The sequence below is a fragment of the Algoriphagus hitonicola genome (genome assembly GCF_900113375.1).
GTDB lineage: Bacteria > Bacteroidota > Bacteroidia > Cytophagales > Cyclobacteriaceae > Algoriphagus > Algoriphagus hitonicola.
Genome location: NZ_FOPC01000012.1, coordinates 51606 through 76408, shown reverse-complemented (window position 1 = coordinate 76408; position 24803 = coordinate 51606). Strand labels below are relative to the sequence as shown.

The window sequence follows — 24803 nt, the reverse complement described above, 5'->3', positions numbered from 1 at the left end:
TTCGGCTTTTTTTGGTGCTAATCATGGAGAACGTCATCATAAAAACCAGTGAAACGGTCAAAGATCTTCATGGAATTTTAGCTTTACAAAAAGCTAATCTTCTTCAAAATCTTATTCCTGAAGAATTAGACAAGGAAGGATTTGTCCGGGTTCATCACAGGCTAGAGGACCTCCAAAAACTTCAGGAACAAGTCCCGCATATTATCGCCATTCAAAATGGAGAAGTCATCGCCTATGTTTTGACGATGACCGCAGCTTCGAGGGAAGAAATCCCGATGCTAATCCCTATGTTTCGGCAGTTTGATCGCCTGATTTTTAGAGGCAAAAAAATCTCAAGCTATTCCTATTTAGTGGTCGGGCAAGTTTGTATAGCCAAAGCTCACCGGGGAAAAAGGCTATTCACTCAAATCTATCAAGCCTATCGGACTGAATATAGCGGACGGTTTGATTTTGCGATCACCGAGATTTCGCTCAAAAATCCGCGATCTCTAAAAGCTCACCTGAACATCGGATTCCAGATAATTCATCAGTTCAAAGATGAATTCGAGGACTGGGCAATTGTACTTTGGGACTGGAATCAAACCCCAAACAATCCCGGTAGCCAAAGTGTGATTTGAGGGAAAAGCATAATGAGAATTAATGCCAAAACCATAGCAAAGAAAAAGGGTAAAAGAGGTTTAATCACTTTTTGAATACTAGTCTGAGCCACTCCCACTCCAATAAACAAAATCGATCCAACTGGTGGGGTACACAATCCAATACAAAGATTCAGCACCATCATAATCCCAAAGTGAACTGGGTCTACTCCCAAATCCACCACCACAGGCAAGAAAATCGGGGTGAAAATCAATACTGCTGGAGTCATGTCCATAAAGGTCCCGATAAAAAGTAGAATCAGATTAATCAATATCAAAATCACAATGATATTATCCGATAGGGAAAGCAAAGAGTCCGATATTTGCTGAGGAATCTCCTCTACGGACATGACCCAAGACATCGCCATAGAAGTAGCAATCAACAACATTACCACAGCTGTGGTTTCTGCGGATTTCAAAAGCACGGCAGGAAGATCTTTTACCTTGAGCTCCCGGTATATCAAAGACAAACCCAAAGCATACAGAACGGCAATGGCCGAAGCTTCCGTAGCAGTAAACACGCCTGCCACGATCCCCCCTATGACCACTATCAACAAGAATAAACTGGGGATGGCTCTCCAAAATGTAGAAAAAACCAATTTGGCCGAAGAGGCTTCTCCAGCGGGTAATTTTTTAATTTTCACCACGATAGCTGCGGTAATCATCAACATCAAACCCACCAGTAATCCCGGAAGATATCCTGCCACAAAAAGCGCAGCGACAGAAACTCCCCCGGAGGCAAGGGAATAAACGATCAGGACATTCGAAGGAGGAATAATCAAACCCGTCGTCGAAGATGTAATATTCACTGCCGCTCCTAGTTCCTTGGGATAGCCTTCTTTTTCCATACGCTTTCCTAAGATTCCTCCCATCGACGAAGCCGCCGCCACCGCCGAACCCGCAATCGCCCCCATAAGCATGGCAGCGATCACATTCACATGAAGTAAACCTCCGGGAAGCTTTCCCGTAAGGGCCTTGGCAAAATCTATCAATCGCCTAGCTATGCCCCCACTATTCATCAGCTCTCCCGCCAAAATAAAAAATGGAATCGCCAAGAGCGAAAAACTATCCAATCCAGTCCCCATTCGCTGAGCAATAGTCGTCATGGCAGGAATGGAAGAAACCGTGACTAATAAGGTTAGCAAACTTGACAAGCCTAAGCTCCATGCGACAGGCACGCCCATTCCCAAGAAAAAAAGGAATGAAAAGACAAGAATAAGAATGCTAATCGTTTCCATCAGTAGTCTGGATCTTTGTTTTTTGTAACAGTAAAATATCGGACACTTGATAATAGATCACCAATAGTCCGCTTACAGGAATAATTCCATACACGTAAGCCAGAGGAATGCGGAGAGCTGCTGAAGTTTGCTCTAAAATAAAGGTAATGTACACCAAATTGGAACCTCCGATCACCATCGTCAGCAAGGCAAAAACTCCGATAATTACACGAATGAAAACCTGAACTCTCCTTTTTTGGTCGGGCTGTAGAAAATCCTGCAAAACATCAATCGCCAAATGCTCATTTTTCCCAGCTACATAGGCAGCCCCAAGCATTCCGATCCAAATCAACATATAGCGGGCCAGCTCATCAGTAAACGAACTGGGATCATTGAGCAAATAGCGGGAGGCTACTTGCCAACTCACATTGATCACCATCAAACTCATCAGCCAAACCAATACCCAGCTGATCAACCAATCTGCTTTTTTTCTGAAGGTGCTATTTTTTTGCAAGGTCTCCATCAATTGACCAGTTGAATCGCTTTAATCAATTGATAAATTTCAGGCTGCTCGGCCTCCATTTGTTCGTACATCTCAGAGACTCCCTCTCTAAAAAGTGCTTTGTCCGGATAGCTGATTTGCACGCCGGCCTTTTCTAGCTCCCGTAAGGATTCTTCGGTAGATTCAGCCCAAATTTTGTACTGGTATTCTGAGGATTCATCGGCCGCTTCCTGCACCCAGGTTTTTTCTTCCTCACTGAGCAGATTCCAAACTTTGGTGCTGATCAGGACCACATCTGGCAAAACAGTATGCTCATCGATGCTGTAAAATTTGCAAACCTCATAGTGTTTTGATGTAAATAGACTCGGGGGGTTGTTTTCTGCTGCATCCACGATACCCTGCTGCAATGCACTGTAAAGCTCTCCGTAAGCCACGGGAGTAGGCGATCCACCCATCGAGCGAACCATATTTGAAGCCATATTGCTCTCCATCACCCGGACTTTCAGGCCTTGAAGGTCTTCGGGAGATTCGATGGGCTTGTCTTTGGTATAAAAACTCCGCTTTCCTCCATCATAATAGCAGAGTCCACGGAGCCAAAATTCTTCTGGGTCCAAAAGCAATTGTCTGCCGATTGGCCCATCAAGCACCTTTTTTTGATGCGCATCATCACGAAATAAGTACGGCATACCAAACACCTGCATCGTCGGCGCAAATCCTTCGAGAGCTGCTGCCGAAACTTTGGTCATTCCCAGACTTCCAATCTGAAGCAGTTCCAAGAGCTCCCGCTCGGTGCCCAATTGCTGATTGGGATAAACTTTGATTCGAAGCTGACCATTTGATTTTTCCTCCACGCGTTCGGCTAAAAACACCATTGCTTTATGCACGGGGTGGGATGTGACGAGGGCATGTCCCATTTTGATTTCGCGGCCAGTTTGAACTTCTCCACAAGCCAGGACGACAAACAAAGACGCAAGTAGTAAAAACGAGAAAGGTGTTTTTTCTGGGTTCATGTGAATCAAGCTCAACCAGACAATAATAAGGTTTTCCGGGTACATTTGCCCAGCTATTTACGGAATCGTTTTTCCTCCGTAAAAAGTAAAAAAAGCGAAAAATCCCTTTTTCTCACACTTTATGGAAATAGAACCAAGGTGGGCATTACCGAAAATGAGATTATCTTAGAGCTACAAAGCCAAACCTATGAACCGAAAGATTCTTCAGATACATCCCCTCGACAATGCAATTGTAGCACTCAGTGATTTAGATAAAGATGAAGTTTTTGAGATCAATGGAGAATCCATCCAACTCCTCGAATCCATTCCCGCCAAACACAAATTCTGCATCAAAGATCTTTCCCCAGGTGAGCGAGTCATCATGTACGGAGTGACCGTAGGAAAGGCCCAATCCTTTATTTCAAAAGGAGCGCTCCTCAATACCATCAATATAAAACACGATTCGGCCGATTTTGAGCTCAAAGCCGGAAACTTCAATTGGACGTCGCCTGATACTTCAGCTTTCGAAAATCGGACTTTTTTAGGGATTTATAGAGCAGACGGACAAGTTGGTACTGCCAACTATTGGCTGGTAATTCCACTGGTTTTTTGTGAAAACAGAAACGTAGAAACTATCCGAGAAGCTTTTTTGGAGGAATTGGGATATGCAAAACCCAATCCATTTAAAAACCTAGTTCGTCAACTCGTTCAGCAAACCCAATCCAAAGAAGCGGCGAGTGAACAATTCTTTGAAAAACCCTATACCAATTCTCCTTCTTCGGATCGGATTTTTGAAAATATTGACGGCATTAAATTTCTCACCCATCAAGGTGGTTGCGGAGGCACCCGTCAAGACGCCGAAATGCTCTGCAAGCTCCTGGCAGGCTATATTCACCATCCCAATGTAGCCGGAGCCACGGTTTTGAGTCTGGGTTGCCAACATGCCCAAGCGACTATTCTCCAGGAAAAACTGGCGGAGCTCAATCCTGAATTTGATAAGCCCCTATTAATTTTTGAGCAGCAGAAGGAAGGGACTGAGGAACAATTATTACAAAAAGCAATTACAGCGACATTTTACAACCTCACTCGTGCAAATGCCATAATCCGTAAACCTGCACCGCTTTCCAAACTCAGAATAGGTTTGGAATGTGGTGGATCGGATGGCTTTTCGGGTATCTCTGCCAATCCGGTCTTGGGACATGTTTCTGACTTAATTGCTGGTTTGGGAGGAAGTGCTGTTTTATCCGAGTTTCCTGAGCTCTGTGGAGTAGAGCAGGACTTGATTAATCGCTGTATCAATGCCCAAAAAGCCGAAAAATTTGCGGCGCTTATGAGGGCTTATTCTTCCTCGGCAGAAGCTGTGGGTTCAGGTTTTGATATGAATCCATCGCCTGGAAATATCCGTGACGGTTTGATCACCGATGCCATCAAATCCTGTGGAGCAGCCAAAAAAGGAGGCACATCTCCCATCACAGATGTATTGGACTATGGGGAATATGTAAAGGAAGCGGGATTAAATCTCCTTTGCACGCCTGGAAATGATGTGGAAAGCACCACTGCCCTAGCAGGAGCGGGCTGCAATATCATTTTATTTACCACCGGACTCGGTACCCCGACTGGAAATCCAATCTGCCCAGTAGTAAAAGTGTCGACAAACAATCGACTGGCTGAACGCATGCCCGATCTCATCGATTTCAATACGGGACCGATTATTTCTGGAGAAAAAACCATCCCTCAAATGGGCGAAGAACTGCTGGAGCTGATCATTCAAATCGCTAGCGGGCAGAAATCCACCAAAGCCATGGACTTGGGGCAGGATGATTTTATCCCATGGAAAAGAGGCGTTTCACTTTAATTTTTTGAAATGTCTTTGGCAGAAACCATAAATATCTTACAATTTGGAAACGGGAATTTTCTCCGTGGCTTTGCAGACTGGGTATTTCAGCAGCTTAACGATCGAAGGATTTTAGAAGCTGGCATTCACAGCGTTCAAATCCATACTCCCAAACTAGATGAGCGAATGCTGCGGCAAAACAATCAGTTTCATGTATGGATCGCTGGCTTGGAGAATGGTCAAAAAGTAGATCGCATCGATCGAATCAATTGCATCAAAAAATACAGTTCGATTTTCGATTCTTATGAGGAATATTTGAAAATAGCTGAAAACGCCGAGCTGAGATGGGTGATCAGCAATACCACCGAAGTGGGGATCATATTTGATACCCAAGATGATTCCTATCTTAAAATTCCAAAAACTTTCCCTGGTAAATTGACTGCCCTTCTTTTCCGACGATTTGATTTTTTTGAAGGTGATGCAGCAAAAGGACTGCAAATCTTACCCTGTGAATTGATAGAAAAAAATGGAGAAAAGCTCAAAGAATGTGTACTCGCCTACGCTCAACTTTGGCAATTACCGAAGTCATTCGAAGATTGGCTGAATGAATCGGTTTTATTTTACAATAGTTTGGTGGATCGAATTGTACCGGGCTTTCCAAAGGAAAAAATAAATAGCATAGAAGAAAAGCCGGGGGGAAAAGATGAGTTGTTGGTCATGGCGGAGCCTTATTACTTTTGGGCGATCGAAGGTGCTGAAAAACTCAAGAGTGAAATTGACTGGGAAAAAGCTGGATTGAATGTCAAATTCGTCAAAAATCTCGAAGTTTATCGCAGCCGTAAAGTCCGGATTTTAAATGGGGCACACACGGCATTGGTCCCTTATGCATACCTAAAAGGATTCAGAGACGTACGAACTGCTGTAGAAAATCCCGAGATCTATCATTTTCTCAAAACCCTCATTTACGAGGAAATCATTCCGACTTTAGCCTTGCCTGAGAAAGAACTTCGGGACTTTGCCGATTCCGTGTTGGAGCGATTTACTAATCCCTTCATTGATCATAAACTGCAATCCATTGCCTTGAATAGTATTTCAAAATTCCGGGTGAGAGTACTGCCATCTATTTGTACTTTTTACCGGCAAAGGGGAATCCTTCCTGAAAACCTGATTATTTCCTTTGCGGTACTTTTGATTTTCTACAAAGGAAAATTTAAGGAAGAACTATTGCCGATTCAAGACGATAACGAAGTTTTGAAATTTTTTGATGAATCTTGGAAAAAGTCCGATTTTAATCTAGCTGTGGAAACCATTTTGGCGAATCAGGAAATCTGGGGTCAAGATCTTAATTTACTTTCAGGACTTAAGGAACAACTCGTTAAAGAAATTGATAAAATTCTTAAAGTTTGAAGATGGTTTCTCAAAGAAATCAAAATTTCCTCATCAGACCACCCATTTCTATTGCCTAAAAAGAGATTTAAAAAAGTACCGTATCAGCGTCAAATAATCTTTATAAACCAATTTCCCTTCCTCAATCCTTAGAAATTGCTTATCGTTTTGAAAAAAAATAATTTGCTGCTCAAATCTGGTAAAAATCTCTCGATTGGATACGAATAATTTTACGTACGAAAAGGGAATATAAAGAGCAGATTTACCACTTACCCGTACTTCCAATACATCTGCTTCCTTTGAAGTGACATAGATTTCATGTTTTGTGGAGCGTAGCGATAAATCTGCTGATAAATTCAATTTTTTCATGCTTTGGAAACTATTTTCCGTCTGATGTGCTAATGCTCACCTTTCCGTTTAGTGTCCATTCTGCTTTTTCTTCTGATCCTACTTTTTTTGGTACACCCACTTTCAGATCCTTGAAATCGTAATGAATAACTGCATTTCTTCCAGTTAATTTGTCAAAAAGACCGATAGCCAAATCAGGCCAACTTTCTGTATTTTCTGTTTCTTTGCTCATGGTTTTTAGTTTAAAGTTCAATTTATTAACAACCCAAAAGAGTCATTGTTTGGATAAATCTAAATTCCTGAGCAATCTAAAAGTCAGCCCTTCTATTTTCAATCATTGATTTGGTCTTTCCCCAATATCAATGGATCCTGTTGAAGTAACATGACCAAAGTTTGATACAAGTCTGGAAATTGGGCCTTAAACGGTACCGGTTTTTCGAAAAAATTTTCAAGTGCCACAGCGAAAAACTCGTGCTCATTTTCAGCCCCTCTTTTTCTAAAAAAATCAGATTCCCCAGTTCGGATTAGGTTCATCTCCCTTTGTGCCAATTCCTCATACGATCTCCAAATCTTCGGATTTAAGAAGTTAAATTCATCATTGCTTCGGATCCAATTTTCCAGTTTCAAAGCATGTGCTACTTCATGAATCCCGAGGTTTATCCCATCTCTTTCGTCTACGAAGCCTTCTATAAAGCAAGGCCAAGAAAGTACAATGATCCCCAACCGAGGATTGACCTCACCTCGATGATAGGTTTGAGAGATCGTCGAAAAATAGCGATCGGGATAAATCAGGATTTTTTTAAAATGGCTGAGCGTTACTCTCGGAAAACCGAAAGTTACCTGCACAATGGTAGCTCCGATCAGAATTTTCATTTCGGGAGTGATTTTTCCCAGCCCTCCTCTTGGGACAAATTTTTTCGCAGTGAGAATGAAAGAAAGCTTTTTTCGAAACTCTATTTGATGCTGGGGTTTCAAATCTCGGTAGTAGCGAAATAGATTCCCTAAAATGGAAACCTCCGAATGCGTTAATCGGTGACGAAAAAGCCAAAATCCAAATCGATAAACGGATTCTGTTAAAAGACTTAAAAGTTGAATACTAAAAGGCATATAAAAAAAGCAGCCCTGTTAGGAGCTGCTTTATAATTAGTTAACGAGCGTAGTTGACGGCTCGCATTTCTCTGATTACCGTGATTTTGATCTGTCCTGGATATTGCATTTCCTTCTCAATTTTCTGAGAAATATCAAAGGAAAGCTTACCCGCGGTTTGATCATCCACATTATCTGCATCGACCAAAACCCGAAGCTCTCGGCCTGCTTGCATTGCGAAGCATTTGTTCACCCCGTCAAAGCTCAGCGCCAGCTCCTCCAGCTCTTTCAGACGCTTGATGTAGCTATCCATGATTTCTCGACGAGCCCCCGGCCTAGAGCCTGAAATGGCATCAGAGGCCTGTACAATCGGAGAGATCATCGATGTCATCTCAATCTCGTCATGGTGAGCTCCAATGGCATTACAAACTTCAGGGTTTTCCTTGTATCTCTTGGCGAGTTCCATGCCGAGAATAGCGTGAGGCAGCTCTTGCTCCTCATGCCAAACCTTTCCGATATCGTGCAGCAAACCTGCCCGCTTAGCCAGCTTGGCATTTAATCCCATTTCGGCAGCCATGGTGGCAGAAAGCTTAGCCACTTCTCTGGAGTGCTGTAGGAGGTTTTGTCCATAAGAAGATCTGAATCTCATCCGACCGACCATTTTGATCAGTTCGGGATGAAGTCCATGCACACCCAGTTCGATACAGGTACGCTCTCCGATTTCGATGATCTCTTCTTCGATGTTTTTCTCGGTTTTGGCAACTACCTCCTCGATACGGGCGGGATGAATTCTCCCATCCTGAACCAGTCTGTGAAGCGAAAGCTTCGCAATCTCTCTTCTTACCGGGTCAAATCCGGAAATAATAATCGCTTCCGGAGTATCATCCACGACGATTTCTACACCTGTAGCAGCTTCCAAAGCACGGATATTCCGCCCTTCACGTCCGATGATCTTACCTTTGATATCGTCGCTCTCAATATTGAAAACTGAGACGCAGTTTTCGATGGCGTGCTCGGTGGCGGTACGCTGAATGGTATCCAACACAATCTTTTTGGCCTGCTTAGTCGCTGTCAGTTTCGCCTCATCAAGAATATCTTTGATTTGAGAAGAGGCCTTGGTATTGGCTTCCTCAGTCAGCATCTGAATCAATTGGTCGCGAGCTTCCTCTCTCGTCAAGGCGGCGATTTTTTCAAGATCTGCGATGCGCTGATTGGTAATTCGGTCAAGCTCTTCTTTTTTAACCTGAACTGCATGAAGTTGTGCATTGAGGTTTTCCTTTTTGCTATCCAACTCTGCTTCTTTTCGCTTGACTTGCTCCAGCTCTTTAGAAACCTGCTGTTCACGTTGCTTGATTTTATTCTCATTAGTGATGATAATGTTCTTTTTATGAGACATCTCCTCATCAAAATCCGCCTTGATTTTCAGGTATTTTTCCTTGGCTTCGAGAATCTTATCTTTCTTTAAGGACTCGGCTGATATTTCAGCCTCTCTGAGCATTGATTTGACCTTTTCTTTGGCCTCATCCTCAAGTTTCTGATTTTTATTTTTGATCAATACGCCTGCAAGCGTCGCTCCTGCGCCAAGGCCCACCAGGCCTGCGAGGATGATATATAGCACTTCTCCCATAGGTATTTTGGTATAAATAAAACCTGCAGGAATCCTAAAAAACTCGGAAAATCAGTGGGGTTTCAACAATTATATGGCTTTCGAAAGCATGGAATTGATCTGGGCAAGACTGCTTTTGATGTGCTCACTGTCTTCGGCGTTGACCTCATTGGTTTCCAAAGACTCGACCATACAGTCGAATGCCACCATAGCCAGAAGATCCTGATTATCATCCAGTCCAAATTCTGATTTATACTTTCTCAGTTTCTCATTTATCAACTTGCCCGCATGGCGGATTTTTGATTCATCCTCCACTTTCACACGCATAGGATACTCTCGGTCTCCAATTTTGATTCGAATGGCAAGTGTTTCCATATCACTCGGATAAGTAGGTGATCAACTGATCGATTTCTTGTATATAATTATTGATTAAGTCACTCATTTCGGCCGAATCCTCGGGATTCACCGGTCGGTTGTCCACAATGTTACTAATTTTAATCTTATTTTTAAAATGATCGATTTCCTGCGCTTTCTTTTCCAAAGTGGCATTGACTTCTGCCAAATTTTCTTTCAACTGCAGATTTTCTTCCTGTAGCTCCAGCAATCGTGCACTCGCCTGTCGGGCCAGTTTTTCTAATTTTTGCAGTTCCTCTTGAATCATTTACTACATTCGGATTAGTGCTCCCACTTGGTTTTGAAAAGCCTGAATCAATTTACTCATTGTTTTGTCAATTACCTTATCAGTGAGTGTATTTTCCTGGTCTTGAAGATGAAAACTCAAGGCATAGGCTTTTTTACCCTCCTCAATTTTATCGCCCTGATACACATCAAAGACGCCGATTCGCTGAAGTAATTTCCCCCCTGCCTGGATTGCCACCTGCTTCACCTGATCATAGCTTACCGACTTATCCAACACCAGAGATAAATCCCTCCGCACCTCTGGAAACTTAGATAGCTCCTGATATTTTTTCAGACCGGATGCTTTTTTGCAAAGCAAATCCCAATCCAAATCCGCATACCAAACTTCCTGACGTGCTTCTGCCAGTTTCAACAGCTTGTCATCCACTAGACCAATCACACCAAGATCCTTTGATCCCAACTTCAATCCTAAGCCATACACGAAAGGCATGGACTCCAGCATTTGTACCTCTCCGATTTGAATATTGAGTTTTTCTAAAATTTGTTCGATGGTCGAATACAAATCAGCAAAACCGAAAGGCTTAGCAGACTCGATCCAGCTTTCAGCAAAACGATTGCCCGAATGAAAAATTGCCAGTCGTCTACTTTCTTGATAGCCTTCTTCCGCTTTTTGATAAATCGTACCAAACTCGAATAATTTCAGATCGGTTTGTCTTCGGTTGATATTATGCGCCAAAACCTCCAATCCACTAAAAATCATGGTCTGTCGCATCACTCCCAAATCTTCACTGAGCTTATTGTAAATTTCCACATTCAGTTTAGAGTCCAAAAAGCTTGATTTCTCTGCGTAGGAAGGTTTGGTTAAACTATTGGTAATCATCTCCTGATACCCTTGAGCACTGAGAATTTCTGAAAGCCGATACTGGAGTTTGTTCAAATCCTTAGCCGGATGCTCAGCGAGATAGTCGGTTTTCAGGTTTTCGGAAAGTTCCACCTGCTGAAAACCGTAAATCCTGAGCACCTCTTCAATAATGTCCGCCTCGCGGGTGACATCCACTCGATAGGGTTTGACGATAGCCTTGAATCCCGATTCGCTCTCATTTTGAACGTCAATTTCCAATCCTGTGAGAATTGATTTCACTTGGGTAGGCTCAATTTTTTTTCCAATTAATCGGTTGATATGGCCATATTCCACCTCAATTTCAAAATCATCAACAGGATATGGATATAAGTCTATGATTTCCGAACTCATCTTTCCACCCGCGATTTCCTGAAGCAGTTTTACCGCTTTTTTGAGGGCATAGACGGGCATATTAGGATCTGTTCCCCGCTCAAACCGGAACGAGGCATCCGTCTTCAACCCATGAAACTGGGCTCCTTTTCGAATGACATCAGGAGAAAAATAGGCCGACTCCAGAAAAATCGAAGAAGTCTCATCGGACACACCCGAACCTTTTCCTCCGAAAATGCCGCCAATACACATTCCCCCCTCCGCATCACAAATCATCAGCTCTTCACCAGAGAGTTTTCGCTCCTTTTCGTCCAAGGTGACAAATTTTGTGTCTTTGGGAAGTTTTTTGACAATAATTTTTCCTCCTGAAATCTGATCTGCATCAAAAGCATGAAGCGGCTGCCCCAAATCATGTAGGATGAAATTGGTAATGTCGACCACATTATTAATCGGCTCTAGGTCAAGCGCTCGAAGAAAATCCTGCAACCACTGAGGTGATGGCTCAACCTTCAAATCAGAGATCACTACACCGGCATATCGGGGACAATCAGCAGCATTTTCCACTGTGACTTCGACTTCTTTTCGATCTCCCTCAATTTGCAATTCAGGAGCCTGATCGATGCAAAGTGGTCGTCCCAACAAGGCTTTCAAATCCCGGGCTACGCCTAAATGAGAAGCGGCATCGGCTCGATTAGGAGTCAGGCCAATCTCCAAGACCTGATCCTGAGTGACGGAAATCAATTCGGAAGCGGGAGTACCATTTGGTAAATCTGTATCCAATACCATAATGCCATCATGACTGGTCCCAAGCCCCAATTCATCTTCAGCACAGATCATTCCCTCAGAAATTTGCCCACGAATTTTGGCCTTTTTGATGGTAAAGGAATCGCCTTCTGTGGGATATAAAGTCGCTCCAACCGTGGCGACGAGTACCTTCTGACCGGCAGCTACATTCGATGCGCCACATACAATTTGCGAAGGCTCTCCTGCCCCGATATCCACCGTAGTGAGGCTTAATTTATCCGCATCCGGGTGCTTGGTACAGGTTAGCACTTCTCCGATTACAATTCCCTCCAACGCTCCAGGTATCGAAATAAATTCTTCGATTCCTTCCACTTCCAAGCCTGACTGGGTCAACAGTGCGGCAATCTCTTCCGGGGATTCGGTCAGAGCAATGTATTTTTTTAATCGGTTGATTGAGATTTTCATAGTAAACAGCAATTCGGTACTTTCCGGACCTTATCTAAAGAAAAAGGGTTCGAAAACCCTTGATTTTACACTTAAACGATCACAAATTTAACGCTTTTAGATGAGGCTAAAGCCTATTCCTTATAATTTTTCTCCCCAGCCTCAATCGGGATCTCCAGTAAATTTTCTCTCGGTGGCAACGGACAGGCATAGTCGGGATTGTAAGCGCAATAGGGATTGTAGGCAAGATTGAAATCAATCGCGATGCTATTTTTACCATCCTGACGGGCATTGATGTAGCGACCACCTCCGTAAGTCTCTCCACCACTGGTATCGTCCGCAAAAGCCAAAAAGAAATTCCGCTTATCCGGTTCGTCCATGGCTTGGAGCAAAAGTAAGCGATTGGTTTTGCCTCCCAATTCAAATTCGGCAAAAGCATGCTCGATATAGCGCTCCTCAGTCCCATCGGTCATGGGAAGCTCACGAACCTTTTTATCTTCTACGGGAATCAATCGCGCCCGGACTTTATATGCGGGATCGATGGGATAAAAATTCAATTCCTTAAACTCCCGCTTTTGTTCCTCAGTCAGTGGAGATTCGATATTGTATCGGACGAATTTGTACTGTCGATCCCGCTCAGCTTCGATTTTTTCGATATAGGTCTCCGGGTCCTCAGCACTCGTCAAGGTATAAGTGATAGCAGCCAAAATGACCACAGAGACAAAAATTAAAATGATATGGTTGGATTTCATGAATCAAGATGGATTTTCCCGTGCTCCTTTCTTTAACAGCAGGTTAGTTCAACTAGTCCTCAAAAATACAACCTATCCTCGATCGGCACTATTTCTAATCTTCTTTTATCTATAAAATGCCTTCATCGGCGAAGCTAAAATACCCCGTATCTGTAAAAATTACATGGTCGAGAATAGGTAAATCCATCGCACGACCAATTTCTGTCAGTCGATTGGTCAACCGACGGTCTTGTTCGGAAGGACTGAGACTACCGCTGGGATGATTATGAACCAGGATAATTGACTGGGCATGATGATCCAAGGCAGATTTGAAAACGACCTTGGCATCGACCACGGTTCCGGAAGTTCCCCCTTGGGAAATCCGCTCCTTTTTGATTACCTGATTTCTTCGCGTAAGCAAAAGAAGGTAAAAATGCTCTACCACTTCATCATACATTTCGGGTTTCATCACATCATATACATCCTTTGAACTGGAGATTTTAAATCGTTTTTGAGGCTCAACTTCCTTTCGTCTCCGCCCCAGTTCCAAAGCGCTGACGATACTGATGGCTTTTGCTTCGCCGATTCCTTTGAATTTTTTGAGATCTTGAATACTCATCCGGGCCAAGGCCGCCAAATCATGATTGACTGAGGCTAAAATATGCCGGGATAAATCCACCGCACTGATCTTGGGAGTACCCGAACCGATCAAAATGGCAATCAATTCAGCATCAGTGAGTGAGCCTTTCCCGCGAAGCAGGAGCTTTTCGCGAGGACGATCCTCCTCGGCAAGTTGTGAAATTTTAATCGAGGTATAAGTATCCATAACTGATTAAAAAAATGTAAAACTAAAAATACTGATTTTCAGGGATAAAAAAAACCCTGACTAGCAGGGTTTTCAATGTTTTTCTTTACGAAAAGGAATTACGCCAAGGCGTTAACGAATTTGGCCAATCTAGACTTTTTGTTGCTAGCATTGTTTTTATGAATCACGTTTTTCTTCGCAAGTTTGTCAAGCAAGGAAGATACTTTCTGGTAAAGCTCCTGAGCTTCTACTTTGTCAGTAGCTGCCTTCAATCTTTTGATGAAAGTTCTGGTAGTCTTGGCCTGATATCTGTTTCTCAAACGCTTCGCTTCGTTGGCACGAATTCTTTTCAGAGCTGATTTGTGATTTGCCATATCTTGATTTAAATAAAGTTCTTTTTGTTCCCCTATACCGAATCGGAGTGCAAAGTTATTGTAAATAATTAATTCTGCCAAAGGAATTTACAACATTCCTTTCTGCACAGGTATTTTTGATCAGTGATTTTTTTTACAATTGCACTAATCTGCAGCAAATATAGGAGATAATTCGACTTTTTAAAGTTGAAAATTCTGAATAACTTCAAATATGAAGTTTTTGAGCCTGTTGATTTTTTATTGGGTTGCCCCGTTTTTGATCCCTTCACCTTGGGGATTTTATGCGCATAGCTTGATCAATCGAATGGCTGTGTATTCCCTGCCTCCTGAGCTGATTGCATTCTACAAGCCACATATTCAATTCATTACCGAAAAGGCAGTCAATCCTGACCGAAGGAGATATGCGGTCAAAGGCGAAGCCGAAAAGCATTACATTGATTTGGATGTTTACGGGGATTCGGCCCTGCATATTTTACCGGAATACTGGTTTGATGCCGTGGAAAAATTTGGAGAGGATAGTCTCCGGGCTCATGGCATTGGGCCTTGGTCTGCCTATTTGAATTTCCTGAACCTCACCCAAGCGATGGAGAAAAAAAACGGGGAGGCGATCCTTCGGATTTCGGCGGATTTGGGACATTACTTGGGAGATCTAAATGTACCGCTTCACACCACTCAAAATTACAACGGTCAACTGACGGGGCAGGAAGGGATCCATGGATTTTGGGAAAGCAGGGTCCCCGAATTGATGGCTGAGGATTTTACTCTTTGGGTGGGAAAAGCAGAATACATCGAGCGTCCACAGCAAGCGATTTGGCAGGCAGTGGCTGAATCCCATGCGCAGGTGGATTCGGTTTTGCGAGTGGAAAAGGAACTCACCGCGCAGTTTCCCGAAGATCAGAAATACAGCTTTGAAGAGCGCAACCGACTGACCGTCCGAGTTTATTCCCGGGAATTTACAGAAGCGTATGCCGCCGCTTTGGACGACATGGTGCAGCGACAAATGCGCAAATCCATCAAAATGATCGCGGACTTTTGGTATACCGCCTGGATCAATGCCGGACAGCCTGACCTCAGCACACTCGAAGGTGCAATTTTAACCGAGGAAAACTGGGACGCCGACCCGGATTTGAAGGTCAGAGATCATTGACGATAGTAGGCAGTGGAAGTAAACAGTAAGCAGAGATTAAAGAATTCATCACGTAAAAAGGAATAAATGGATTATCGAGATTTAATCGCATATCAAAAAGCATTCAAATTGGCTATGCGGATTTTTGAAATCAGTAAAAACTTTCCAAAGGAAGAAATTTATTCGTTAACGGATCAAATTCGAAGATCGAGCAGATCTGTATGTTCTTGTATTGGTGACAGTTACCGAAAACGACGATATCCCGCACATTTCATTTCCAAATTGAGCGACTCGGATATGGAAAATACGGAAACCCAAGTCTGGCTTAATTTCGCATTAGCTTGTAAATATATTGATGCATCCACTTTTTCAGAATTGGACCAAGAAGTCGTTGAAATAGGGAAACTTCTAAACTACATGATGGAAAATCCTGAAAAGTTTGGTTCTAAAAGGATATAAGTCAAATCGGCAAGGTGAGATAGCCTGCCAACTGCCAACTGTGACTGCCTACTCCTCAATTCTGACTTTATATTTCTGATTTCAGATATTGCCTAATCGCTTTCCCCAATCGCTCAAAGGTGTCCTTAAACACTTCCTCGTTTTCTTCCAAAAGCGTCACTCGGAAGCCTCTCAAATCTGAGCAAAAGGAAGATATCGGAACCACGCAGATTTGCTCAGCAGCCAGCAAATAATACACAAATCGCTTGTCCAAAGGCATACTTTTATCCAGCAGCCAAGAATCCAGCATGACTTGCAAACGCGGATCGCTAATCGGAAGGGATTGATCTGGGCTTAGAAGTTTTTCATCAAAGACAATCGTATTGTAAAAGGCGCCCTGAGTAGGATTAAATTTGATCCCCTCAATATCTCCCAAAATCTCCCGCATCCAATCGCTGCGCTTCCCAATGGCTGCATTCGCTTTTTCCCGATAAGGTTGATAAGCGGGATGATTCATGATTTTTGGGATCGCCAATTGAGGTAAAATCGTCGAGCAAACCTCGATCATCTTGGCGTTTTCGAGGGTTTGACAAAGTTTGGAAAATTCTACAGACGCCTCCCGATTATGAAACTCCATCCAGCCGCATCGAGCACCGGGCCAAGGAAATTCTTTGGAAATCCCTTTAAGCGAAATGGCAGGACGGCTTCCGATGACTTCTGCCAAAGCCACTGCCTCGATTCCATTGTAGGTGATATTGTGATAGATTTCATCTGCAATCAAAAGCAGATTAAACTCCTCGGCGATTTTGACAAAGCCTTCCAAAACTTCCTTCGGATAGACCATGCCGGTTGGGTTATCCGGATTGATAATCAAAATCCCGACAATCGAGGGATTGTATTTGACCTTCAGGTAGAGGTCCTCCATATCGGGCAGCCACTGATTATCCGGATCGAGTTTATAGGTAATTGGGGCGGTATTAGCGTGGGCAGCCTCGGCCGAACTGTGCGTCGAATAAGCAGGCGATGGCCCGATAATCCGTGCTGTTGGGATCAAGAATTGATAAAGCTTGGCTATGGCATCCCCCAAACCATTGAAAAACAAAATGTCTTCGGCTGTAATTTGACTCCCGATTTTATCATTATTTAGGTCTGCTAAAAATTGTCGGGTTTCCAGTACGCCTTTGGAATCCGCATAGCCGTAGGTTTTGTCTTCTTTGAGCAGATCGGCAATAATTTCCTTCATCCAATCGGGCACCTGATTACTTTTTTGAATGGGATCACCGATATTTTCCCAGGTGATCGAATAGCCAATCGCTTCGATCTGTCGGGCTTTTTTTACGATTCCGCGGATTTCATAGGAAAGTTCCTCTGCTCCGGGTCTGAGGAGTAGCTGTCTCATAGGTCAATAGGCTGGTTGGGAAAAAATTCCGCTACAAAGAAAAGGAAAACACAGACTAAAATTCACAAAGAGCCCAAAAAGCCACCATCTAAAGAATTTCCCAGGCTATAACTTAAAAATTTTACTCCTCGAGATTTTAGAATCCAGAATTTCGTTTCAATATTTCCAACTTGCTTTTCTACTTCCCGTTCAGGTAATTTCAGCCAAATAACCAACTTTCCACTTAACCGCTATCACGTGCTCAGCATCCTAATTCGATTAATTTTATTCATCCTTTTCCTTGGTCTGATCGACTGGTATTCCTTTCAAGCTTTCAAAACTGCCCTCGCTTCCCAACCTTGGGTCAAATATGCCTTTTGGGGCTTTTCGATTCTGGTCTATTTCTTTGTCGGCTATGTGTTTTTGACCTTCGAAAGAGGATCGATCAATCTCAGCTTTGGCCGAATGGTCTCCCTACTCATACTCTCACTCATCCCAAAACTGATTATCCTCGCTATCCTTTTTGGAGAAGATATCCTGCGATTGCTTTCTGGGGCTTTTCAATCTTTCGCTGGAGAAAGAGAAGGCGATTTTTTGCCTGAACGGAGAAAAATGATCAGTCAAACTGCTCTGATTCTTGCGGCAGTTCCATTTTTGGGAATTTTACACGGAGTGCTCATTGGGAAATACCGCTACCGAGTGGTCAAACACAGCTTGGAATTCGACGAACTCCCAGAGGAGTTTGACGGATTTACCATCACCCAGATTTCAGATATTCACTCAGGGAGTTTTGACAACAAAAAGAAACTGGAGTACGGCGTGGATTTGATCAATCAGCAAAATTCGGATGTCATTCTTTTCACCGGAGATTTGGTCAACAATCAGGCAGCAGAAATGGAGCCTTGGATTGAAGTATTCAATAAGCTAAAAGCTCCCATGGGTAAATATTCCGTACTCGGCAACCATGACTACGGAGACTACATGGATTGGCCGAGCAAAGAAGCTAAAGTGAGCAATCTGCAGCGTCTTTTTCAGGTTCACGAAGATCTTGGCTTTAAGCTTCTTCGAAATGAAAGCATCCAAATCCAAAAAAGACAAGCCCGTATTGATCTGATCGGGGTAGAAAACTGGGGGAAAGGCTTTGCGCAATACGGAGATTTGGGTAAAGCCACTGCCACCCTAAAGGACCAAAGCTTTAAAGTCTTAATGAGTCACGATCCTTCCCATTTCGATGAGCAGGTAAAGAATTTCTCTCAATTTATTCATCTCACCCTGAGTGGACATACTCATGGAATGCAGTTTGGGATCGAAATACCGGGCTGGGTCAAATGGAGCCCTGCCTCCTTTCGCTATCCCAAATGGGCTGGACTCTACGAAGAAATGGGGCGCTTCTTACATGTGAATCGGGGTTTTGGATTTCTTGCTTTTCCGGGACGGGTGGGAATTTGGCCGGAGATTACGGTATTGGAGTTGAGGAGGAAAAAGGGGTAATCCGAATTTCCTCGAATGTTATAATCATCAAAAGGAAAAAGCTTGTGTTAGTATTACACAATATCTTGTAGTACCAAAACAAGCCTTTTAAATTAATTGAAATTCAAAAATTTAGCTAGTTGAATTTCTTTCTATTTCGTATCACTTCCATAAAAAAAGCAATTGCTCCCCATGCAATAACTACTCCCAAAACCCATGTGGGCAGTGGAAAATGAAAGCATTCAGGTATTTGTATGGTTTTTGACTCATTTTCGCTTCAATAAATATCGAATATGCCCATTTGGGTAGCCTTTAAGCAAAGTATCACCGGAGAAGCCATATCGGATTTTCTGGCTACCTTGTCCAGAGTCTATTATTAAAACTTCGTTATTTTCAGTTTTCCAGGAAAACGTAGGAATAGAAGCATAATCCAAAGGCTCATTGATACCACGACTTTTCATATCATCCCTCAAAAATTGAGGATCTAAAATGTACTTGCCACTTTTTGTGAACGTTTCTACATAGTTTTTACCAAAGAGCATATCTCTTTGGATTTCACCTGTACCATTGGTAGAATATAAAGTAATCCACTGTCCTATCAATCTAGGATCCCGCTCTGCCTTTTGGCCGAAGGAAAAAAGTCCAATCAAAATCACGATTGAAAGGTATCTCATATTTTAAAATTCAAATCATTACTTTTTCTCCTTCAACCCAATTCGAAGCGCTATTCCCTGCGAGAAAACCAGAAAAACCATTGCAATCGCAGTAAAATTAGGAACATGATTTCTCCCTTCCATCCACACGCCACTTTGCCATTAGGAAAGGCCTCCGATGACCAAAGCTATCAGAATCATGGCTATGTGAAATCTAAATCTTCGCTGACTCATCGGCTGAAATCATTTTTTAACAATTTCTCAAACAAGCTTTTAAAAAGCAACATCTTATAAAATTTAATTGGGAGGAAAATTGTGAGTTCCCGATCAATAGCTAAATCTACTCTATTGATTATTTAACTAAAGAGGAAACAGGATGACGTTGATCCAGACTCCAATTAAGAGATAGACCACTTTTTGCCAAAAATCTTAGTTTGAGGTATCTAAAGAAAGAAAACATAAAAATCAATATTAGCGGGAATATAAAAAAGTGGGGTCATAGACATTAAATTTCCGTAGAAAAGAAAAGTGAAGAAATTGGAGAAAGGGCTAAAATTAAGGCCATTTCAAATTAACACTTTGTTTAAATCGATAAATGAACAGTATCGGATTATCATCTTTTTGGATATTCAGGGCTCTCAGTTTTTTTAAATAAACATTATCTTTTTCATCGATTCTTTCCAAAACATCAATTAACATTGGTGCCTCCAACATGAATATATAAAATCCTGGTTGAGCAGTAAGACCCGCACTCATCCCTATTGAATTGATATTTGGCAAGACCGCAAAGTCGTTTTCTATTTTTTCAACCGGATATGCGATATCCGACTTCTTATCCCAAATGGCCATTTTTGAAATAGGTCCATCACCATACCCTATAAATAGAAAATCAGGATGAACCTGAACTGCATTAGCAAAGTAAGTTAGATTTTGACTTCGGGCCAGGTTTAGTCTACCCTGGTCAGAGCCAGTACTTATTTTCGAATAGTCTATTTCTCGCTCAGAAAGTCGAACTCGATAAATGGTCTTCAGTAGATCATTTTCAAAATCCAAGAAATGTGGATTTTCTACATCAGAAAAATAAAACCCTTTACCATCCCATTTCGGAAAAAAGTAATTTTCCTTTCCCATCCCATATTTAGATTGGTCCTGAGAGAGGAATTTTTCATCCAACTTAATTTCTTCTAAAAGCTCAAAATCCGAATCAAAAACCAAAATCTGATTGGTGGTTTTTGATTCATTTTCTCTGGCAAAATAGTAGTTGCCATTCAACAGCTTAAAATCTTTTAATGGCCCCAAGGTATCCAAATTCAAATCTTGCCCCAGTTGCTCTGAAAATTTCTGATAAACCAGTTTATTTGTCGCACTGCTATACAACACAAATTCGTCTTTTGACAAAAGTTGAATATTTCGCTGGAATTTATATTCCCCGGGTCCTTCTCCCTCAGTACCCAAAAATTGAATTAGGCTTCCTTCCCAATCGTAAAGATAAATCTTCTGGGTACTCCTTTTATCTGTTATCAACATATGATTTTCATCTAAAAAAAGCTCACTTACCTCCCCGATCAATTCCCGATTATCTAAAGGGACAATAAAACAGGTGTCAAAAAACTGACTGGCTTTGAAATTTACAGGTTGATCTAAATCGATAAAAATTTCTTTGACTTGGATATCACCAGTTTTCTCAGAATTGGATTGGCAAGCAAAACCAGTTACTAAGAAGACTATGAAAAGTAAAAACCCCCTCATTTTTCTTTCATTTTTGGAAAAGGTACTAAAGACAATTGTACTATCTCAGTCTCTATTTCTAGTTCAAAGTTAAAGTAAGTTAACCGATAGTCAGGCTATTTCGAATTTAAGGCAAATAAACCCACTGAATATTCACAACACGGCATCATGCTTTAGAATAAAAATGATTTTAAATGACTGGTTTTTAATTATTTAACTTTTAAAACCTTAAAAAACCCCTCGAAGATTTCTCTTCAAGGGGTTTGGTTTCAGACTTCTGACTTTTTGCCAATTGCAGCTGCGCACTTATTTCAGGTTCTTATACCGAATCCGCTTCGGCGTCACATCACCGAGGCGCTTTTTCTTATTCTCTTCGTAGTCGGAGAAGTTACCCTCAAACCAATACACCTGAGAATCTCCCTCGAAAGCCAAAATATGGGTACAAATCCGATCCAAAAACCACCGGTCGTGGGAAATAATCACCGCACAGCCTCCGAAGTTTTCTAAAGCTTCCTCTAAAGCCCGAAGTGTATTCACATCAAGATCGTTGGTCGGTTCATCAAGAAGAAGTAAGTTTCCGCCTTCCTTGAGGGTAATGGCCAAGTGAACGCGGTTTCGCTCCCCACCAGACAGCACCCCAACTTTTTTCTCCTGATCAGAGCCTGCAAAGTTGAACTTGGATACATAAGCACGAGAATTAACCTCCTTATTTCCCAGCTTCATCAGCTCATTCCCTTCGGAAATCAGCTGATACACCGTTTTATTTGGATCTAGTGAATCATGCTCCTGATCGACATAGGCTAGCTTTACGGTTTCCCCTACTTCGAAATTCCCGGAATCGGCTTTTTCCTGTCCCGTGATCAATTTGAAAAGTGTAGATTTTCCTGCACCGTTTGGACCAATGATCCCTACAATACCTCCCTGAGGCAGTGAAAAGCTAAGGTCTTCAAACAACAGTTTATCTCCAAAAGCCTTGGATACATGATTTGCCTCGATGACTTTAGAGCCCAATCTCGGTCCCGGCGGGATAAATAATTCCAGCTTGGCTTCTTTCTCTTTTGCTTCCTCACCGACCAGTTTATCATAAGCATTGAGACGGGCTTTCCCTTTGGATTGACGAGCTTTGGGCGACATTCGGATCCATTCAAGTTCCCGCTCTAGCGTTTTTTGACGCTTGGATTCGGTTTTTTCCTCTTGCTTGAGACGCTGTTGCTTTTGGTCTAGCCAAGAAGAATAATTTCCTTTCCAGGGAATTCCCTCGCCACGATCGAGTTCGAGAATCCATCCTGCTACATTATCGAGGAAATATCGGTCGTGCGTCACAGCGATGACAGTTCCTTTATAGTTTTTCAGATGTTGCTCCAGCCAATGCACCGATTCTGCATCGAGGTGGTTGGTAGGTTCGTCAAGCAACAGGACATCCGGTTCTTGAAGCAAAAGCCGGCAAAGAGCCACGCGTCTCTTTTCTCCACCGGATAGGTTGGCGACATTGGCCTCAGCCGGAGGAAGACGCAGCGCATCCATGGCCTTGTCCAGCATGACATCAAGCTCCCAGGCATTGGCAGCATCGAGTTTCTCCTGTACCTCTCCTTGACGCGTGATCAATTTATCCATCGCATCCGGATCCTCCATCAGGGCCGGATCCATAAATTTCTCATTGATTTCCTCAAACTCCTTCAATAAATTGACGGTATCTGCCACTGCCTCTTCGACTACTTCTTTTACTGTTTTGGTAGGATCGAGTATGGGTTCCTGCTCCAGCATCCCTACGGTATAGCCGGGCGAAAACACGACTTCTCCCTGATATTCCTTATCCACCCCGGCAATAATGCGAAGAAGGGAGGATTTACCTGAGCCATTGAGGCCGAGAACGCCGATTTTGGCACCGTAAAAAAATGAGAGGTAGATATCTTTCAGGACTTTTTTCTGTGGTGGATAGATCTTGGAAACACCCGCCATGGAAAAGATGATTTTTTCTGCACTCATGAGTTGAATTTTTCTTGAAAATTTGCGTTAAACAGCAAAGATGCAAAAAAAGCTCTTTCTTAGGATAAGTGCTTTTGAATTAATTAATTTGCGGAAAATTGAGAACGACCACCTAACCTACTGTAGCGCAATGGAGCATCCCTACGGATACATTAAAGACAACAAAGTATATTTAAAAGGATTTCTGGGAAAGGCGGACAGGGAGATCGGCGAAGTAAAAGAGGATGAGGCCTCTACGATTGCCTATTTTGAAGGTCGTTTTGAGCAAATCAAAGAGAAAGTCGAAAAACTCAAATCCGATATTGCGGAAAATCAAAACAAGGGTTCCTTCTTGATGAAACTGATTCACCTACGGGACTCCCTGTATGAATCTGATGCCCTGGGTGATTTTATTCCCCTAATCGATGAACTCAATCAGCAGGAAGTCTACCTAAATGAAATCATCCAAGCCAATCGAGCTAAAAATCTTGAGGTAAAAAAAGTCCTTATCCAAGAAGCAGAATCCATGCGGGATGATACCGACTGGAAAGCGACCACCGAATTTTACAAAGATCTGAAAATGCGCTGGATCAAAACCGGTCCGGTGGATAAAGAAATCGAAGAAGAAATAGAGCAGGAGTTTAATGACCACGTGCAGCACTTCTTCGAAAACAGAAGACATTTCTTTGAGGGATTGGCTTTGCAGGCAGAGGAAAACATCAAAGTCTATGAAGCGCTCGTCGAGCAAGCTCGAGAGGCACATGATCTTCCTGATGCCAAAATGGCTTTCGAAATCAGCAAAAAAATCCAAAAAGAATGGAAATCAGCCGGTAAAGTTCCCGCCGAGAAGCGACAGCCGCTTTGGGATGAATTTTCGAAGCTGAACAACCGGATCTTTTCCCGCTATCGCAGGGCTTTGAATCCTGGGCCTCAAATGCATCCTCGCGAAGTAATGAAACAGGTCGAAAGCTTAACCGAGGAAATCAAAAAACTAGCAGGACAGCCCACCAGCTACGAACTGATCGGCCGGGCAAAGGAAATCCAGCAAGAATGGCGAAAGCTTCCTCCCCGAAAACCCAAAGACTCAAATTTATTGGCCAGATCTTTTCAGTTCTTTTCTGACATCGTTTTTGAGAAGGCATTTCTGGAAAAACTCCTTCATGGAAAATACCCGGACTTTGATCAAAAACCCGAAACGGAACAAAATCAGATCAAAGTCGCTTTACTCAAAGACCTCCTTCACCGGGATCAGACAGAATATGAGACTGCTCAAAATAATACAGACAATTTTCAAGTCAGGAGCAGCGATTTTGAGATCATGATGAAGAAAAAACTATCGGCACTGAAGCGGAAAGTTGACGTAAAAAATTACATTTTGAAGCAACTTTCTTTTAAATAATCAGTACACGATTACATATCTAAAAAAAAGGATAATTTTGCAACCTTAAAAATCCGGAACTACTTAAAACAAACA

23 protein-coding genes are annotated in these 24803 nt (G+C 42.5%); 7 read left to right on the top strand and 16 right to left on the bottom strand.

Annotated features, from left to right (window positions below):
- Positions 1-23 precede the first annotated feature (23 nt).
- Positions 24-617, top strand: a complete 594-nt coding sequence (locus BM043_RS15565; RefSeq protein WP_092793318.1) for a GNAT family N-acetyltransferase — start codon at positions 24-26, stop codon at positions 615-617.
- Here BM043_RS15565 and BM043_RS15560 read toward each other — a convergent pair.
- Genes BM043_RS15560 through BM043_RS15550 form a run of 3 tightly spaced genes read right to left on the bottom strand, consistent with a single transcriptional unit; the run spans position 578 to position 3364 of the window.
- A complete protein-coding gene (locus BM043_RS15560) occupies positions 578-1873 on the bottom strand; it encodes a TRAP transporter large permease (RefSeq protein WP_092793316.1) in 1296 nt (431 codons plus the stop codon). The two genes, BM043_RS15565 and BM043_RS15560, sit on opposite strands and share 40 nt — an antisense overlap.
- Entirely contained in the window at positions 1860-2375 is a 516-nt protein-coding gene (locus BM043_RS15555) for a TRAP transporter small permease (RefSeq protein WP_092793314.1), read from the bottom strand. Before BM043_RS15555 ends, BM043_RS15560 begins: the two co-directional genes overlap by 14 nt.
- Positions 2375-3364, bottom strand: coding sequence for a TRAP transporter substrate-binding protein (locus BM043_RS15550; RefSeq protein WP_092793407.1), 990 nt, complete (start codon positions 3362-3364; stop codon positions 2375-2377). Before BM043_RS15550 ends, BM043_RS15555 begins: the two co-directional genes overlap by 1 nt.
- Positions 3365-3551: 187 nt before the next feature.
- On the opposite strand from BM043_RS15550, the gene BM043_RS15545 reads away from it, so the two are divergent.
- Entirely contained in the window at positions 3552-5198 is a 1647-nt protein-coding gene (locus tag BM043_RS15545) for a UxaA family hydrolase (protein ID WP_092793312.1), read from the top strand.
- Between the two features lie 9 nt (positions 5199-5207).
- Positions 5208-6584 carry a tagaturonate reductase gene (locus BM043_RS15540; RefSeq protein ID WP_092793310.1) on the top strand — a complete coding sequence of 459 codons (1377 nt, stop codon included), beginning with the start codon at positions 5208-5210 and terminating at the stop codon, positions 6582-6584.
- Between the two features lie 358 nt (positions 6585-6942).
- Here BM043_RS15540 and BM043_RS15530 read toward each other — a convergent pair whose 3' ends face one another.
- The 9 genes from BM043_RS15530 to rpsT form a co-directional block, all read right to left on the bottom strand.
- Positions 6943-7143, bottom strand: coding sequence for a hypothetical protein (locus BM043_RS15530; protein ID WP_092793306.1), 201 nt, complete (start codon positions 7141-7143; stop codon positions 6943-6945).
- 98 nt (positions 7144-7241) lie between these two features.
- Positions 7242-8018, bottom strand: coding sequence for a zinc-dependent peptidase (locus tag BM043_RS15525; protein WP_092793304.1), 777 nt, complete (start codon positions 8016-8018; stop codon positions 7242-7244).
- Positions 8019-8058: 40 nt separating this feature from the next.
- Positions 8059-9624, bottom strand: coding sequence for a ribonuclease Y (gene rny, locus BM043_RS15520; protein ID WP_092793302.1), 1566 nt, complete (start codon positions 9622-9624; stop codon positions 8059-8061).
- Positions 9625-9693: 69 nt separating this feature from the next.
- Positions 9694-9978: a cell division protein ZapA gene (locus BM043_RS15515; RefSeq protein ID WP_092793300.1), complete on the bottom strand. Its 285-nt coding sequence runs from the start codon at positions 9976-9978 to the stop codon at positions 9694-9696.
- A 1-nt stretch (position 9979) separates the two neighbouring features.
- Positions 9980-10264 carry a hypothetical protein gene (locus tag BM043_RS15510; RefSeq protein ID WP_092793298.1) on the bottom strand — a complete coding sequence of 95 codons (285 nt, stop codon included), beginning with the start codon at positions 10262-10264 and terminating at the stop codon, positions 9980-9982.
- Positions 10265-10267: 3 nt separating this feature from the next.
- Positions 10268-12682 (bottom strand): phenylalanine--tRNA ligase subunit beta, encoded by a 2415-nt coding sequence (pheT, locus tag BM043_RS15505; protein WP_092793296.1) that lies wholly within the window; start codon positions 12680-12682, stop codon positions 10268-10270.
- Between the two features lie 113 nt (positions 12683-12795).
- Positions 12796-13413, bottom strand: coding sequence for a DUF1684 domain-containing protein (locus BM043_RS15500; RefSeq protein WP_092793295.1), 618 nt, complete (start codon positions 13411-13413; stop codon positions 12796-12798).
- 109 nt (positions 13414-13522) lie between these two features.
- Entirely contained in the window at positions 13523-14218 is a 696-nt protein-coding gene (gene radC / locus BM043_RS15495) for a RadC family protein (protein WP_092793294.1), read from the bottom strand.
- A 98-nt stretch (positions 14219-14316) separates the two neighbouring features.
- Positions 14317-14571 (bottom strand): 30S ribosomal protein S20, encoded by a 255-nt coding sequence (rpsT, locus tag BM043_RS15490; protein WP_092793405.1) that lies wholly within the window; start codon positions 14569-14571, stop codon positions 14317-14319.
- A gap of 211 nt (positions 14572-14782) precedes the next feature.
- Here rpsT and BM043_RS15485 point away from each other — a divergent pair, with 211 nt between their 5' ends.
- Together BM043_RS15485 and BM043_RS15480 are read left to right on the top strand one after the other, a co-directional pair.
- Complete coding sequence (locus BM043_RS15485; protein ID WP_245753054.1) at positions 14783-15718, top strand: zinc dependent phospholipase C family protein; 936 nt, start codon at positions 14783-14785, stop codon at positions 15716-15718.
- A gap of 66 nt (positions 15719-15784) precedes the next feature.
- Positions 15785-16156 (top strand): four helix bundle protein, encoded by a 372-nt coding sequence (locus BM043_RS15480; protein WP_092793291.1) that lies wholly within the window; start codon positions 15785-15787, stop codon positions 16154-16156.
- A 67-nt stretch (positions 16157-16223) separates the two neighbouring features.
- Here the strand turns inward: BM043_RS15480 and BM043_RS15475 are convergent, their stop codons facing one another.
- The gene (locus BM043_RS15475) at positions 16224-17534 is read right to left on the bottom strand and encodes a pyridoxal phosphate-dependent aminotransferase (protein WP_092793288.1); all 1311 of its coding nucleotides are present in this window, start codon (positions 17532-17534) and stop codon (positions 16224-16226) included.
- Positions 17535-17771: 237 nt separating this feature from the next.
- Here BM043_RS15475 and BM043_RS15470 point away from each other — a divergent pair, with 237 nt between their 5' ends.
- Positions 17772-19004, top strand: coding sequence for a metallophosphoesterase (locus BM043_RS15470; protein ID WP_245753053.1), 1233 nt, complete (start codon positions 17772-17774; stop codon positions 19002-19004).
- Positions 19005-19249: 245 nt separating this feature from the next.
- On the opposite strand, the gene BM043_RS15465 is transcribed toward BM043_RS15470, so the two are convergent.
- From BM043_RS15465 to ettA, 3 genes are all read right to left on the bottom strand, one after another.
- Positions 19250-19657: a hypothetical protein gene (locus tag BM043_RS15465; protein WP_092793283.1), complete on the bottom strand. Its 408-nt coding sequence runs from the start codon at positions 19655-19657 to the stop codon at positions 19250-19252.
- A gap of 534 nt (positions 19658-20191) precedes the next feature.
- Entirely contained in the window at positions 20192-21385 is a 1194-nt protein-coding gene (locus BM043_RS15460; protein ID WP_092793281.1) for a 6-bladed beta-propeller, read from the bottom strand.
- Between the two features lie 285 nt (positions 21386-21670).
- Positions 21671-23350 carry an energy-dependent translational throttle protein EttA gene (ettA, locus tag BM043_RS15455; protein ID WP_092793280.1) on the bottom strand — a complete coding sequence of 560 codons (1680 nt, stop codon included), beginning with the start codon at positions 23348-23350 and terminating at the stop codon, positions 21671-21673.
- 130 nt (positions 23351-23480) lie between these two features.
- Here ettA and BM043_RS15450 point away from each other — a divergent pair, with 130 nt between their 5' ends.
- Complete coding sequence (locus BM043_RS15450) at positions 23481-24728, top strand: DUF349 domain-containing protein (RefSeq protein WP_092793403.1); 1248 nt, start codon at positions 23481-23483, stop codon at positions 24726-24728.
- The last annotated feature ends 75 nt before the right edge of the window (positions 24729-24803 follow it).